Origin of the sequence: Acetobacterium malicum subsp. dehalogenans DSM 11527, from assembly GCF_000472665.1 — a bacterium.
Taxonomy (GTDB): Bacteria; Bacillota; Clostridia; order Eubacteriales; family Eubacteriaceae; genus Acetobacterium; species Acetobacterium malicum.
In genome coordinates this window covers 94,728-109,780 of the sequence record NZ_AXAC01000005.1, presented here as the reverse complement: position 1 = coordinate 109,780, position 15,053 = coordinate 94,728, and the positions used below count along the sequence as shown (strand labels likewise).

Here is a 15,053-nt window from a genome sequence, read left to right as displayed (position 1 = left end):
TTAAATCTTAAATGATAATTATTAAATACGTTCGCGATAGCAAACTGGGATATAGTCTTCCAGCAGTTTAGCCTGTTCTTTGGTAATGTCTGGTGGCGTATAGGAAGCCAGACGTTCTTGGACAGCGGCCTGGACATCGCTTAGAACCGGTTTGCTGCCATTTTCCTGCCATTGGTTAGGATCTTCTTTATTGAAGTATTTGGGAACAAAGAATTCTTCTTTGAACATCTTCGGAGTTCGGCCCTGAAGGAAGTTACCCCGGGGTCCGATTTTGGCAATCAGATCATGACAAAGGTAGCTTTCTTCCGTTTTAATTCCTTTTAATAGACGGCGATTCATCCGATAAGTATCTTCGTCCATCAGGAATTTTTCAAAACTTAAGATGTTAAAGCTGCCCATGATTCCACAGGAATGGAGAACCAGATCGGGAGCCGCTTCAAGGGTCGAGCGAATCATCATATCCGACTCAATCCCGGCCTGCATATCAAAATCTTTAGCATCACTTAAACCGCCTCCGGTGCGACATGGTAGCTTGTAAAAATCAGCCAGTCCCCGGGTGGCATAAGAAATCAAAGCGGTTTCAGGCGCGCCAATGCTCAATTGGACGGTGCGCAGGTTGGTGGAAGCCGAGGTCTGGCCATAAACCACCGGCAAACCCGGTTTGACCAGCTGGGACATGACCATTCCGGCCAAAACTTCAGCATTGGTCATCGCAATCAGCCCGGCCACTGAAGGCGGTCCGGTGAGGACTGGCATCGCACAGGGGCTGAACCAGACCGGCTGATTCATGTCAGCGGCAATCAGGAATTTTTCCAGCGGATCATGGTCAAAGCATAAAGGTGACAAGGAATTGACGTGGACAATATTATTGTAAACACCACTACGACCTTCAAATTTTTCAATTAGTTCCAAACCTTTTTTAAAAGATTCTCGCATGTTTGATTTTAACGGGAAGGTGTTGGCCTGTAAATGCAAGGCCGTTTTATTGGAATATTTTAAAATCATGGCGATGGGACTGAAGACCCGTTCATCCAGGGACAGGCCTTTGTCATCGAGAAAAATATTAAAGTAGTTACAATTGATAACGTCGCTGGTGTCGGACAGCTTAAACTGATCCACGGCATCATCATTGGTCATTTTATGAAGATGACCATGTTCCAGGCGGAAAATGTTTCCGATCCCAGGCATTAAAATCAGACTACCGCCGCCAAGGGTATGGTTTCCTTTGGAGTTTTCGATAGTGAAAGTTTCCGGAATGGTTGAAATAGCATTGATGATCATTTTTTCATCTAAAAAGACGGTTTCGCCAACAACCCGGGCGCCGTGATTTTTAAAAATATCCAATATTTCAGGATGTTCGAATTTAACGCCAATTTCGCTGAGAATTCTTAGCGATTCCGCGTGGATAATTTGGATATCTTCTTTTGATACATATTTTTCATATGGTTTCATTACTTTAATCCCCTTAATTGAGTTTTTTCTTTACAGATTCAGAATTTCGGACAAGGTTTAGATATCACCATAGTAATCACGATGAGAAACACAGGAGTAAGCATAATCCAGCAAGGTTCCCCAGCTGAATACCGGTAAATCTACGGCCCGTTGGATGGCCCGGGCAAAAGGCTGCATTCCGGTACATTCCAACATAATTGCTTTAATATCGGGGTATTTAGCGATGAATTCTTTAGTAATGCGAATCATATCCTTTTCTGATTCATCATAGTAACTCTCAGGAATTTCAGGCCGTTTTTCATGATCCCAAAGGGTGTCAAACTGCGGACAGCCATATTCATCCTGGGCACCGGCAATGTAAAAATTACTGTTCAGGTCAATACCGACTTTTTCCAGATGGGTATCGGTCAGGAAACGTTTTTGGGCACAGATGATGCCAACCGCATTTTTAGGTCCGATGGTTTGCTGAATAAAGGGAACCTGCAGCAGACTGGACATGAAAACCGGAATATCAACAGCAGCGGCAACATCCTGCTGGAAATAAGCGAAGTAGCCACATTCGGCAGCGATTGCCTTACAACCCATTCGTTCCAGGTTTTTTGCGGCTTGGACAATGGGGGCACGACAGGGGGTTTTATCTTGTTCCCAGACCAGGGTATAGTTGTCTACCCCTTGAGCGATTTCATACTGGATTGGAAAACCCCAGGCACTGGCATTACGGACATCGCCAGGAAAACCGGGATAGGCATCGTCTAATACCATAATTCCAATACCCATTCCATAACAGGTATGATTTTTCCGGGTGGTCATGTAGTTAATTCCTAAATCTCTTTGCATTTCTTCCTCCTGAATAGTTAATAATAATTAAATATAATTTTGCTAGTTGTTATTCTATATCAAGCAAGTATTGTGCCAAGAAATGATTGATTGCCAGCTAAAAGAAAAAATGATTGCGGTCATTCTTCGTTGTTAAAAGCTCGACGGTTAAATTTTCTCAAGCTGCGGGACAATGGCATTTTGTCAATAAGGCTAATGATAAAAAGGCTTAATTAACATTATAATAGAAGATAAAAAAACAAAGAAAAATAAAAAAGTTCGAAACCACAGAAAAAAACTAAGATGTGATGGGAGACGATAAAATAGCCTGCAAAAAATAATGTCATGCAAAAATAAAAGACGGTCAGCAAGAAACACCGACATGGAGCAGTTTTTGTAATGGTTTTCAAAGTTTGCTTTGATGAGGTGCATAATGTTTTGCAGCGTTTAGAACACATAGTAATAATGATCGCTTAAAAAAGGCTTAAAATCACGATAATTTAAATATTTATATATTTTACGAATTGGCATAAAGCTTGCGATAGATACCGAATATAGATGAATGGCTAAATATCTGCGGGAGGTGTCTAGAAAAGAAAAGTGTTTTATGGTAGAAACTGTAATTTTCAGGAAATCATTATTCTTATGTGTTTACAGGTTATTAAAAAACGGTATAAAATTTAGGAGGAGAGAATCTTATGTTAAAGCGAATACGTATTGTTCCAGTTGCGATTCCAATTGTGTTAATGGGTATCATTCTGATTATTGGCTTCATTGTTCCCGAACAGTTTACAACCATTATGACCGATTTCTTTATTGCATTAATGGAAAATGCCGGATGGATGGTTTCCATCGGCGTATTAATTTTTGTTGGCTGTATGGTATTACTATTTGTACATCCCTTCGGGAGTATTAAATTTGGAGGGAAAGATGCATTACCCAAGTACAAAACCTGGATCTGGTGGGCTATTTCCCTTTGCGCCGGGATCGGAACCGGGATTGTTTTCTGGGGCGCCACCGAACCACTCATGCATACCTTTACGCCACCGCCATCAGTCGGGTTAGAACCAGGCAGTTTAGATGCAGTCATCTGGGGAATGAGCAAGTCCTTTCTGCATTGGTCATTTTCACCTTATTCCATTTATGCGGTAGCAGGGATCACCATTGGTTATGCCTACTATAACATGAACAAAAGCTATACCGCCAGTGCCGGTCTTGTTTATCTGAATGATGGCAAAGAGCTGAATTCCAAGATTAATACAATCATTGATGGGATTATCTTATTTGCTATCTGCGGTGGTGTTGCCGGTTCTCTGGGTTACGGATTGCTCCAGATCGGCAGTGGGCTGAATTTCGTATTTGGTATTGAACCGGGACCCTTTGTCTGGGCGATTATCGCAGCAGTGATCATTACCTCTTACACCATCTCAAGTGCAACCGGTCTTGACCGTGGAATTGCCTGGCTAAGTGATAAAAATGCCTGGATCTTTATTGCCCTGATGATTTTTGTCCTGGTTTGCGGACCTACAGCCTATATCTTTAATCTGTTTACCCAATCATTTGGATATTTTGTCAATAACTTTGTTGATTTGAGCTTATTCACCCAACCAATTGTTGACAGTGATCTATGGCCCCAATGGTGGGATATGTACTGGATGGTTGACTGGTTATCCTTTGGACCAATTGTTGGTTTATTCCTAGTTAAATTATCCTATGGCCGGACCATTCGCGAGTTTATTACCGTCAATGTTATTCTGCCAGCCATGTTCGGCATTTTATGGTTCAGTATTTTTGGCGGCCTGGCTTTAGACCTTCAATTAAGAGGCGTTGCCGATATGTCAGGATTCCTGGCTGATAATGGGGCCCAGGCGTTTATGATGTATATCTTTGAATTTTTGCCATTCACCGAATTAATTCGCATCATTATGCTGGTAACCATCGGTTTATCATTCATTACCCTGGCAGATTCGATGACATCGACGATCTCGACCATGTCATTAAAACAGTCCAAAGGTGTCAAAGAAGCGCCGCTGCCAATCAAAGTTTTCTGGGGCGTCTTTATCGGTTTAATTTCGCTGGTTTTTGTCATCAGCGGCGGGATTGACGGCATCAAGATCGTTAAAACCATTGCCGGTTTCCCCATTCTCTTTATTGAATTGGCAATGATTCTCGGCTTCCTGTATCATTTGTTTTCCGGCAAACTAAAGCGGGATGAACTGGAATATGCCGATTTTATGGATGGTGAAGTGGCTGCAGCTGCCGCTGAGGCCGAAGCTGAACTTGCGGACACGCATATTCATAAAAAATGGTATACCCTGGAAAAACAAAAAGACAATAAAAAAGATAAAAAAGAGTAAATAATAGCCCAAAAGGGTGTGACATTAGGTCACACTCTTTTTTTATTGAGTAACTGGTGGCTGGTCAGAAGGTCCAGGCTACCATGAGTAGCGTTCTTTTTTAATTGACGATTGATGTGGCTGTAGACTTTCGAATATGCTGCTGATCAACAAAGTCAGGTATGCAAAATATGATAACACGCAAAATTAATTGTCACTTGTCATAAACCCCGTTAAAACGGGGTTTGTAAAGAATTAGTAAGCGGAAACAGGATAATGCCTGTTATCAGCGGCCTGAAATTTTGCACCTGCATTTTGTGATCAAATAGCAGGCCAGCTTGAGAATGACAATAAACAAGCGAATACCTGAAAATTTGATGTCAGTGTTATGTTGGCATGAACCTTGCTTTAATTCAGCAGTAAGTAAACGATCAATTATTTCAAATTGAGATGACTAAAAGGAGAAAAAATATGGCAGACATGAGTTATTTAAAAGACAAGCCCATTGCAGTATTAGGGGCTGGTGCAGTTGGCAAGGCGATTGCCGGAGACTGTGCATTAGGCGGAGCAAAAGTCAGGATTTGTGACTTTGAACCTTTCGCTGAAAAAACACTAAAAAATGTGGAAAAAGTTGGGATCAAATTCTTTGGCGAGCAAGTTAATCTTTATGGCTTTGAACGAGAAGGCTTTGCAAAAATGGATAAGGTTACCACCGATGTGGCAGAAGCAGTTAAAGGGGCTGGTATCATTGTAATTGCCACCCCAACTTTTGGACATAAACCTTTTTTTGAAAAACTGATCCCCTGTCTGGAAGACGGACAGGTCATACATATTTTTCCCGACAATTTTGGCAGTTTGATTTTGCGCAAAATGATGCGGGAAGCTGGCTGTACCAAAAATGTCATCGTCGGTGGCTGGTCAAGCTCAACCTATGGCAGCCGGGTGGAAATGCCGGGTGGCGTGATTACGCATAAAATCCGGGTCTATTATCGGGCCATTACCCTACGTGGGGCCGCCATGCCAGCTACGGATACCGCGGCCTTTATCGAAAGTTCTAAATACCTGCCGTCAATGGACGCCGTGACTGAAGGTGAAGGTGCCGTTGCCGGGGATACCGTTTTAGATACTGGATTCTCTAATGTTAATCCGGTGCTGCACTGTCCGGGAGCAATTCTTGGGGTCTCGACGATGGAGAACTTTGGTACCATTTTTGGTGAAGATAAATTTAAATTCTCAATTTATTCCCACGCCTATTGTCCATCCATTTCCCAGGTTCAATACACCTTCTATCAGGAAGAATGTACTTTGGCAGAAACGATCGGAGTGGGCATTCAACCCTATGAGAAAGAGCATTTCTTTTCCCGGGAAAACGTCCTCGGTCAGGAATACATGGGACTGGATTACCTGATTCCCTTTGATAAACAGGATCCGATCCAATACGGTACCGGTCCATTTACCATGGAAAACCGTTACATTACCGAAGATATTCCCGTCGGCTGTTATGTGTATCAGCAACTGGGTGATGTCTATGGGGTCAAGACTCCGGTTGTTGACTCAATGATCAGTCTGGCCTGTGCCATCCTGGGCCGAGACCTGACCGCCAATGGCTATACTCTGGAATACATTGGTATTGACAACATGAGCAAAGAAGAACTAAACGATTATTTAAGAATCGGAAAACTGAAATAGTTTTCCCCTTTATATTCCTCAGCCACCCCTTAAAATAAAATAAACCAAGACCCTCAACCGTTCGCACGCTTTACGAGCGTGCGATGGTGGATGGTCTTAAAAAAAGACTGGTCTGTAGAGAAAATAATAAAACACTAAGGAGCGAATGATGAAAAAAAGTATTATTAATTTTAGAGAAATGGCAGAGAAGAAAGAGAAAATTGTATACATTACCGGCTACGATTATTTAACTGCCAAATATGAAGAACGGGCCGGCGTGGATATGATTCTGGTTGGGGATTCCCTGGGAATGGTAACCCTGGGTTATGAAACCACCTTCCCGGTAACCATGGATGATATGATTGCCCATTCATCAGCTGTCAGACGGGGCGCCCCCAATACCTTTATTGTTGGCGATATGCCCTATATGTCCTATCAGATTTCCAACGAAGAAGCGGTCTTTAATGCCGGCCGGTTTACTAAAGAATCCCTGGTGGATGCCATTAAATTGGAAGGTGGAACCGATTCAGTTTGTCAGCGGATTAAAGCCATCTCTGATGTGGGGATTCTGGTGATGGGACATATTGGACTAACACCCCAGTTTGCAGCGCAGATGGGCGGCTATAAAGCCCAGGGTAAAAGTGCCGGGGCAGCGATGGAACTATTGCGACAGGCGCTGGCGATTGAAGCTGCTGGGGCATCCTTTATCTTGGTTGAAGGGGTTCCGGCAGTGGTCGGTAAAGCCATCACCGAACGCCTGAATATTCCGGTTCTGGGAATTGGCGCTGGTTCCTTTACCGATGGTCAGTTACTGATCTATGCCGATATGGTTGGATATTATGATGACTTCACCCCTAAGTTTGTAAAAAAATATGCCAATGTAGGGGCTGAATTATTAAAAGGATTCACCGCATTTTGCGACGAAGTGCGAAATGGTGCGTTTCCAGATGATGGCGTGCACACCTATGTAATTGCCGATGAAGAAGCCGCTGAACTGGAAAAACTGCTGGCAGAAATTAAATAAAGAATATGGAAAAGGGTGAAAAATGATGTTGAAGATAGCAGATTTAGGACAATTTGTAATTGATGGAAACGAACCAGGGATTATTGAAAACGTCAATCTTCTGGTTGAAGCGAAAACCGATCCGATTACGATTATCAATGAAGGTTTATTAAGTGGGATGAATGTTGTCGGAGAAAAATTTAAAGCCGGAGATATGTTTGTTCCTGAAGTGTTGATGGCAGCCCGGGCGATGAATGCCGGAATGGATATTGTCAAGCCGTTGATTGCCGATAAAGACATGCCCAGCCTGGGAACTATTGTGATTGGAACCGTCAAAGGGGACTTGCATGACATTGGTAAAAACCTGGTTGTGATGATGCTGGAAAGCGCTGGTTTCAAGGTTATCGATTTGGGGATTGATGCCAAAGTCGAGCAATTTGTAGCGGCAGTCAAAGAACATAACGCCGACATCGTCGGGATGTCAGCGATGCTGACAACGACCATGACCTATATGCAGGAAGTCATCAATGCCTGCCAGGATGAAGGGTTAATCGTACAATATCTGGTTGGTGGCGCACCACTATCACTAGCATATAGCGAAAAATTAGGAGCTATTTATGCTGCCGATGCATCGGCAGCAGTGGATACCGCCAAAGCATTAACAGCATAGCTAAGCTTAAAATAGACGGAGACACTAAAGATTATGACAAATAAAGCACTCCGAATCGGGAGTGCTTGAGGTTATCGATTAACTGCCGTACCGACCAATTGTTAATCTGTTGTTCGCCGCGGAATCGGACACTAATAAGAAATAATATTTCTTATTAGTCGCGGGCAGTCGCCAACTACAAGCAAGCTTGTGCTTGGCTCGTTGCCTCCACGCAGGCTTTGCCGTGTCCGCTCCGATGCGTACAACATGATGTAACAATTGTCGGTACTAGGTTATCTTTTTTGACAGTCTGAAGCACTCCGACTCAGGAGTGCTTTTTAAAAATTAAGAAAAAGAGGCAAACATGTCAATTGGAATCATTGCAGCCGTTGCAGCCGCATTGGCCGCAGGTCTCATTCCGGTCTTAACCAAGGCTTTAATGCTGGATGGTTTGGATGCCACCACCATTTTATTTTATCGGTATGTCGTTGTTTTTATCAGCTTGGGACTAACCTTTATCTTAAAAAAAGAAAAGATCACGATAACAAAAAAACAGGCCCTGGAACTATTTATTTATTCGGCTGTCGGATATGGTGGATCCACTTTTTTATTGGCCCGGTCCTTTAATTATATGCCGATGGGATTGGCAACCATGCTGTATTTCTCTTATCCGCTTTTCGTGGTTGTCATTATGGCCATGGTTTTTAAAGAAAAACCCAACCAGACGAAGATCAGTGCTTTGATCATTGCCAGTGTAGGGATCTTATTTCTGATGAATTTCAATTTCGATTTAATCAATATGGGCAGTGTATTAGCACTGGGATCAGGCTTGGCATATGGTATTTATCTGGTTAGTCTCCAGCAAAGCAGCCTTAAAAAACTTGAAAACCGGGTAATTATATTTTATCTGGGCGGGATTTGCGCCATATTTTTCGGTATTCAGGGCTGGATTATTTCAGGCAATTCAGAATTTTTATCATTATCGACTAAAGGAATCATTTTCACCCTGGCATTGGGCGGAATTACTATCTTTGTTCTACAGATGGTCACCTTTGCCATTAAGCGAATCGGATCGACCCAAACCTCACTGATAATTGCTTTTGAGGCGGTGGTAACTTTAGTGCTGGGTATTTTATTATACAACGAACCATGGAATGGCAATACCATTGCCGGGGCCGGGCTGATGCTGGTTGCGGTAATTCTTGTCAGTCGAACAGCTGATGCCGATTCTTTATCTATCCGGGATTAAGTCGAAGATTTTGGCACAATAGCACCACGATTATCATCAATAAACAGCAACACCGCAGTTACTGAAATAAAAATAAAATAGAAAACACAATAATGAGGTAAAAAATGGGAAAAGATCTAATTTTAAAGACATTAAGACACGAAACGGTCAATGAGGTACCATGGGTGCCTTTCAGTGGTGTCCATGCCGGTTTTCTGAAAGGGTATACAGCCCGGGAGGTATTAACCGACGGCGATAAATTATTTGATTCATTGATGGAAGTTCACAAGCTTTATGCTCCTGACGGGATGCCGGTAATCTTCGATCTTCAAATTGAAGCAGAAATACTTGGCTGCGAGTTGTTATGGGCGGAAGATAATCCGCCATCGGTAATGACCCATCCCTATGCCGGTGAATTGACAGTACCCTGCAAATGCAAGATTCCAAAAGTTACCGACGGCCGCATTCCAATGGTGGTGGATGTGATGAAACGGGTGAAAGCGGCAGTGGGGGATGACACCGCTCTCTATGGTTTAATTTGCGGACCAGTCACCCTGGCTTCCCATATCCGCGGCAGCGAATTTTTTATGGATATCGTCATGTATCCGGAGTATGTCAAAGAACTGGTAGGATTCTGCGTGGAAGTGTGTAATGCCATGTCAAGCTACTATATTGATGCCGGGATGGATGTCATTGCTCTGGTTGACCCGCTGATCAGTCAGATTTCACCGAAATCGATTGAGGCCCTGTTTATGGAACCCTTCCAGGCGGCCTTTGATTTTATTCGCAGCAAGGGGGCTTTAAGCAGTTTCTTTGTCTGCGGCGATGCTACTGTTCAAATGGAGGTGATGTGTAAAACCAATCCCGACGGGATCTCCATTGATGAGAATGTCAATATTTATGAAGCCAAGAAAATCACCGACCAATACAATATTACCATTGGCGGAAATATTCCACTGACAACCACCCTGCTGTTCGGCAATCAACAGGACAATATGAAATTTATTGTCGACATGCTGGATCAGATCAACCATCATAACCTGATTGTCAGCCCCGGCTGTGATATGCCTTATAATGTCCCGATTGATAATACGGTAGCGATTGTCCAGGCCATTAAGCAAACGGAAACGGTCCGTAAAATGATCGAAAACTATGAGGCCGTGGATGAAGATATCCCCGTAGATCTGCCGGATTATGACAAGCTGGAAAAACCGCTGATTGAAATCTTCACCCTGGATTCAGCTACCTGTGCGGCCTGTACCTACATGGTCAAGGGAATCCTGCTGGCCGAAGAAGAGTTTGGCGATCGGATTGAGATTAAAGAATTTAAATACACCAATAAAATGGATATTGCCCGGACTAAAAAAATGGGCGTTCAGCACCTGCCATCCACCTATATCAATGGCCAACTGCAGTGGTCATCAATTATTCCCAGCAAGCAGGAATTAATTGAAGTGGTCGGCAAATATCTATAACCAGAAGCTGGCCTGAAGCGGCGGCAGTCAATGCCGCCCTGCTCAAAACAAGGAGATATGGAATGAAGTTGATCTTACTGACCGGATTTTTGGGTGCCGGAAAAACCACGATGCTGAAAAAACTGTTAATCGAATATGAGGGCCGAAAAATCGGTGTTCTGATGAATGAATTTGGGGAGACCGGTATTGACGGACAATTGATCAAAAATGAGGATTTTGATCTGATTGAATTGAATAACGGATCGGTTTTTTGCGCCTGCCTGAAAGAAAACTTCATCAAAGGACTGGCGGAATTTTTACACCATCAATTGGAAATTGTGTTTGTCGAATCTTCTGGAGTGGCAGATCCTTCCAATATGGGGATTATTCTTGAGACGGTTACAAAAATTACGGGTAAAGCTTATGATTATGCTGGCTCCATTTGTATTGTGGATGGACGCTATTTTCTCAAACAGGTTGACGTGATCGCCGCACTGGAAAAACAGATCATTTATGCCAGTAAGGTTATTATTAATAAGGCCGATCTTCAAAATGCCGAAACCCTTCAAGTTATCACAGAAAAGATTAAGGGGATTAACCCGGCAGCGGAAATCTATCAGACGTCTTTTTGCGCGGTGCCATTGGCTGATCTGGTCAAGACCATGAAAAGAACAGCGTTCACAGCCAGTCCTTCCGTAAATACCTGGGAAAGCCGTCCCCATACCCATGTTTTAAAAACGGACGAAATCCTGGATTATCAGACATTCGAAAGATTTTTGAATGAAATAAAACTGTCAACCCATCGGATCAAAGGGTTTGTCCAAACCGATCAGGGGGTTTTTGAAGTCAGCAGCGTCAATGATTTTGCAGTATTGAATCACTGGATCAAACCGGTTGAAGAAACCGAAATCGTGCTGATTTCGGCAGTGGGCATCCGGATGATCAGTGACTTGCTGAGACTCTGGAAAAATTATTTTGGAGATACTCCGGTTAGTATTTAAAACCAAGGATTCAGCTTAGAGATAGATATGTACAACAAAGACAAGGAGACACAGATGATTATTATTGGAGAAAAAATCAATGGCACCATCCCAACCGTGAAGGAAGCCATTGAAAAAAGAGATGCAGCCTTTATCGCCGATCGGGCCGTGAAACAGACCGAGGCCGGCGCTAATTTCATTGATGTATGTGCCAGTACCGCACCAGAATATGAAATTGAAACCCTCAAATGGTTAATGGAAGTGGTGCAGGATGTTACCGATACGCCCTTGTGTATTGACAGTCCCAATCCCCGGGTCATTGAAGCAGTTTTCAAATACGCCAACAAACCGGGGATGCTCAATTCGATTTCTGAAGAAGGCGACAAGTGCGAGGTATTGCTGCCGTTGATGGAAGGCAATGGCTGGGAAGTGGTGGGACTGACCTGTGACAATAATGGCATCCCCACCGATTTGCAGACAAAGCTGGACATTACCAAAAGGATGGTCGATAAAGCTGCCAGATATGGCATTTCGCAAGATCGCATTCATATCGACCCCTGTGTAATGGCGTTGTCGACCGACAATCATTCGCTGCTGAATTTTGTTGAAGAGATCCGCGCCATCAAAACACTGTTTCCGACCATTCATGTCACCGGTGCCATCAGTAACATTTCTTTCGGTTTGCCGATTCGGCCGCTGATTAATCGAAATGCTTTGGCTTTTGCCATTCAGGCCGGGATGGATTCAGCCGTGATGGACCCCATGAACCGTGACATGATGGGCACCATTTTTGCTACCGAAGCATTGTTGGGATTGGATAAGCACTGCCGAAAGTACAGCAAAGCATACCGGGCTGGTAAAATCGGCGCGCTGTCAAAGTAAGACAAGATCACTGACAAAGCACTTAATGAAATAAAAAAATAAAAACACTCTTGGTAACGGAAAGGCCATCGTTGCGAAGAGTGTTTTTAAATTGCGGCAGGAGCGGCAATGGTTGTTTTCTCCTTGCCTTCTGCTTTCAACAGGACTATAATTTAAGTATGCGGAGGTCAAGGATGAAAAAAATAGGGATAATGCTTTTTGTTTTTGGTTTGGTGGTTTTTGGACTCACCGGCTGTGGAATAGTAGAGTATTTAAGCAATCCAAGAGATGGTGCCGGTACCGAAAAAAAACTACCGGAAATCGTTTTGAATGAGCCTTTTTTAGTAACCACCGTCAATGGCGATTATAGTCTCACAATCACTGGCGCTAGAACAACCCCGGAACGAAATGAAAATTCGGAGTCTGATCCTGAACAGGTCGTGTTTCTGGATTTTACTTACGAAAATATCAGTTATGAAAAAAGAAATGATATGGATTTCTTTTTAGCCCAGGGGGACTTTGTGGTTACTGATGACGCAGGGAATGTCCTGGAGACCTATAATATCAAAGATCCCAACCGAATGATTCAGGAAACGCCGATTGGTGGCAGCTGTTCAGCCAGCATTGCTTATGGTCTGGAGAAGAATAGTAAAAATCTCAACGTTATCTTTATCAGAGGAAAAGGCAGAGAAGTTGCGCAAATTAGGATTCCGATTGAATAAAAAATCGGACGAATTTTAAAGAGTTCCGATTTTTACAATAAAAGCAAAGTAAAATAGAGTATAGTAATATCAGAAAGACAAAGCAGTCTGATTTTCCATTGGGGAATCAACTGTCTTGTCTTTTTATTTTTATCGGAAAACTAAGCTTGCGTGTGGGCGGCGGTTTTCCGGGCAGTGATGAGAAATACAAATAGGTGTTTCTCATCATGTTTTAGGATCGTGTTAGCTGAATAAAAATGGGAGCAAAGATGCTCAGATATCCAGATGTGATATTTGAGCATCTTTTTATATAGTTAATAGAACACCATCAAAGCACTTTTTTCAATGAAGAAGTTAAGTGCGAAGAAACATTAGAAGGAGATTATTATGGAGAATCAGAAAAAATTAGGTTTAGGCTCTGCGGTATCAGTCTGTGTTGGTCTGATTGTCGCAACAAGCTGTTTGCTGTTACTGGGTCAGGGAATGGGTTTAGCAGGTTCTGGATTTATTATTTCGTTAGGCATTGTACTTTTTTTGAATGTGATGCTATCACTGACATTTGGCGAACTTCATGCGATTATGCCAGATGTGGAAGGTGGCCTTGGCCAGTATACGCTGGCGGGACTTGGTCCAGTGGCTTCGATTATTTCTAACTTATCAGCCTATGTAATTACCATGATTCTGGCATCTTCAGTAGAAATGGCGATGTGCGGGATGGTGATTAATCAGATCTTTTTGCCGATGATCCCAGCACCCATTCTCAGTGTGCTGTTACTGGCGATTCTGTTTTTAGTTAATTACAATGGCGTGGATATTTTTGCCAAGGTCCAGAATGTGGTGGTCGTATTACTGATTGGTTCATTGATTGCCCTGGGGGTTATCAGTTTCTTTAATCTGGGGACCGGAACAGTGATCACTGCGGCCCAGCAAACCCCACCGCCGGTGACCGGGATCAGTGGTTATGCTTCTCTGGCGGCGTTAGCATTCTGGTTGTTCATTGGTATTGAGTTTGTCATTCCCATGGCTAAAGATTTAAGAAATCCCAAACGTGATGTGACCCTGGCAATGATTCTTGGCCTGATCTTATTGTTTGCTGTTCAAGCCATGCTTGGTGTCGGAATGACCCATTATGTTACCCTGGAAGCCCTGGCCAGTTCACCGATGCCACATATGTTATTTGCCGAAAACCTGTTGGGCGATGTCGGGCTTTACTGGATGGGAATCGTGACCCTGCTGGCAGGGATCAGTACTGCCAATACAGTACTGGGTAGTGTGAGTAAAATACTGTCGGGCATGGCTCAAGATGATATGATGCCAAAGATTTTTGCCAAAAAGAATAAAAGCAATATCCCGGTAGCTGGTCTGGTGCTGATTTTTGGTGGTGATCTGGTGATGCTGATCACCGGATTTACTCAGTCTTCAGGTTTGGCGACGATTCTGTTGGCGGCATCATGTTTCTGGTTGACCTCATATATTCTAGTCAATATTTCAGTGCTGGTACTGCGAAAGAAATATCCGGACATGCCGGGCCGCAATAAAAAGTTGACCCTCTTTGGGATACCGCAGATTTTATGTATCGTTGGTAATGTCTATATGATCTGGCATATTGCCGAAGGTGATGCCAGAATTCTGGTCTATAAAATATTCTTTGGATTGTTTGCCGTACTGATTGCTTACTCAGTGGTCTGGGTAAAAGTGATTAAAAAAATATCATTGTTTGAAACAGCAGACGTTCATGAAATGAATTTAAGATCGCAAACAGAAGCTGGAATGGGAGTTAAAAATACGAATGTGATCATTGAACCCCCGTTAGTCTAGAACTTTCGTATGCATCGTATCAAAAATATATTTAACACAAATAGCCATCTGTCAGAAATGAGAGGTGGCTATTTGTATTTGATTGCA

12 protein-coding genes are annotated in these 15,053 nt (G+C 43.0%); 10 read left to right on the top strand and 2 right to left on the bottom strand.

Going from position 1 to position 15,053, the window contains the following annotated elements; translation table 11 throughout:
• Positions 1-21: 21 nt before the first annotated feature.
• Positions 22-1,461 (bottom strand): trimethylamine methyltransferase family protein, encoded by a 1,440-nt coding sequence (locus A3KS_RS0102545; protein WP_423219227.1) that lies wholly within the window; start codon positions 1,459-1,461, stop codon positions 22-24.
• Positions 1,462-1,509: 48 nt separating this feature from the next.
• The gene (locus A3KS_RS0102540) at positions 1,510-2,289 is read right to left on the bottom strand and encodes an aspartate/glutamate racemase family protein (RefSeq protein WP_026393567.1); all 780 of its coding nucleotides are present in this window, start codon (positions 2,287-2,289) and stop codon (positions 1,510-1,512) included.
• A gap of 677 nt (positions 2,290-2,966) precedes the next feature.
• On the opposite strand from A3KS_RS0102540, the gene A3KS_RS0102535 reads away from it, so the two are divergent.
• The 10 genes from A3KS_RS0102535 (at position 2,967) to A3KS_RS19800 (ending at position 14,966) form a co-directional block, all read left to right on the top strand.
• Positions 2,967-4,625 carry a BCCT family transporter gene (locus A3KS_RS0102535; RefSeq protein WP_026393566.1) on the top strand — a complete coding sequence of 553 codons (1,659 nt, stop codon included), beginning with the start codon at positions 2,967-2,969 and terminating at the stop codon, positions 4,623-4,625.
• 450 nt (positions 4,626-5,075) lie between these two features.
• Positions 5,076-6,293 (top strand): NAD/NADP octopine/nopaline dehydrogenase family protein, encoded by a 1,218-nt coding sequence (locus tag A3KS_RS0102530; protein ID WP_026393565.1) that lies wholly within the window; start codon positions 5,076-5,078, stop codon positions 6,291-6,293.
• Positions 6,294-6,441: 148 nt separating this feature from the next.
• Positions 6,442-7,296 (top strand): 3-methyl-2-oxobutanoate hydroxymethyltransferase, encoded by an 855-nt coding sequence (panB, locus tag A3KS_RS0102525; RefSeq protein WP_207637735.1) that lies wholly within the window; start codon positions 6,442-6,444, stop codon positions 7,294-7,296.
• Positions 7,297-7,321: 25 nt separating this feature from the next.
• The gene (locus A3KS_RS0102520) at positions 7,322-7,945 is read left to right on the top strand and encodes a corrinoid protein (protein ID WP_026393563.1); all 624 of its coding nucleotides are present in this window, start codon (positions 7,322-7,324) and stop codon (positions 7,943-7,945) included.
• 343 nt (positions 7,946-8,288) lie between these two features.
• Positions 8,289-9,173, top strand: a complete 885-nt coding sequence (locus A3KS_RS0102515) for a DMT family transporter (protein WP_026393562.1) — start codon at positions 8,289-8,291, stop codon at positions 9,171-9,173.
• 104 nt (positions 9,174-9,277) lie between these two features.
• Positions 9,278-10,627: a uroporphyrinogen decarboxylase family protein gene (locus A3KS_RS0102510; RefSeq protein WP_026393561.1), complete on the top strand. Its 1,350-nt coding sequence runs from the start codon at positions 9,278-9,280 to the stop codon at positions 10,625-10,627.
• A 62-nt stretch (positions 10,628-10,689) separates the two neighbouring features.
• Positions 10,690-11,607: a CobW family GTP-binding protein gene (locus A3KS_RS0102505; RefSeq protein WP_035354999.1), complete on the top strand. Its 918-nt coding sequence runs from the start codon at positions 10,690-10,692 to the stop codon at positions 11,605-11,607.
• A gap of 54 nt (positions 11,608-11,661) precedes the next feature.
• Complete coding sequence (locus tag A3KS_RS0102500) at positions 11,662-12,468, top strand: methyltetrahydrofolate cobalamin methyltransferase (protein ID WP_026393559.1); 807 nt, start codon at positions 11,662-11,664, stop codon at positions 12,466-12,468.
• Between the two features lie 173 nt (positions 12,469-12,641).
• A complete protein-coding gene (locus A3KS_RS19805; protein WP_026393558.1) occupies positions 12,642-13,169 on the top strand; it encodes a DUF4352 domain-containing protein in 528 nt (175 codons plus the stop codon).
• Between the two features lie 366 nt (positions 13,170-13,535).
• Complete coding sequence (locus A3KS_RS19800) at positions 13,536-14,966, top strand: APC family permease (protein WP_084504858.1); 1,431 nt, start codon at positions 13,536-13,538, stop codon at positions 14,964-14,966.
• The last annotated feature ends 87 nt before the right edge of the window (positions 14,967-15,053 follow it).

Bases quoted from the DNA above. Each gene is read 5' to 3' on its own strand.
- A3KS_RS0102540 (WP_026393567.1), bottom strand. From the start codon at position 2,289: ATGCAAAGAGATTTAGGAATTAACTACATGACCACCCGGAAAAATCAT.
- A3KS_RS0102535 (WP_026393566.1), top strand. From the start codon at position 2,967: ATGTTAAAGCGAATACGTATTGTTCCAGTTGCGATTCCAATTGTGTTA.
- A3KS_RS0102530 (WP_026393565.1), top strand. From the start codon at position 5,076: ATGGCAGACATGAGTTATTTAAAAGACAAGCCCATTGCAGTATTAGGG.
- panB (WP_207637735.1), top strand. From the start codon at position 6,442: ATGAAAAAAAGTATTATTAATTTTAGAGAAATGGCAGAGAAGAAAGAG.
- A3KS_RS0102520 (WP_026393563.1), top strand. From the start codon at position 7,322: ATGTTGAAGATAGCAGATTTAGGACAATTTGTAATTGATGGAAACGAA.
- A3KS_RS0102515 (WP_026393562.1), top strand. From the start codon at position 8,289: ATGTCAATTGGAATCATTGCAGCCGTTGCAGCCGCATTGGCCGCAGGT.
- A3KS_RS0102510 (WP_026393561.1), top strand. From the start codon at position 9,278: ATGGGAAAAGATCTAATTTTAAAGACATTAAGACACGAAACGGTCAAT.
- A3KS_RS0102505 (WP_035354999.1), top strand. From the start codon at position 10,690: ATGAAGTTGATCTTACTGACCGGATTTTTGGGTGCCGGAAAAACCACG.
- A3KS_RS0102500 (WP_026393559.1), top strand. From the start codon at position 11,662: ATGATTATTATTGGAGAAAAAATCAATGGCACCATCCCAACCGTGAAG.
- A3KS_RS19805 (WP_026393558.1), top strand. From the start codon at position 12,642: ATGAAAAAAATAGGGATAATGCTTTTTGTTTTTGGTTTGGTGGTTTTT.
- A3KS_RS19800 (WP_084504858.1), top strand. From the start codon at position 13,536: ATGGAGAATCAGAAAAAATTAGGTTTAGGCTCTGCGGTATCAGTCTGT.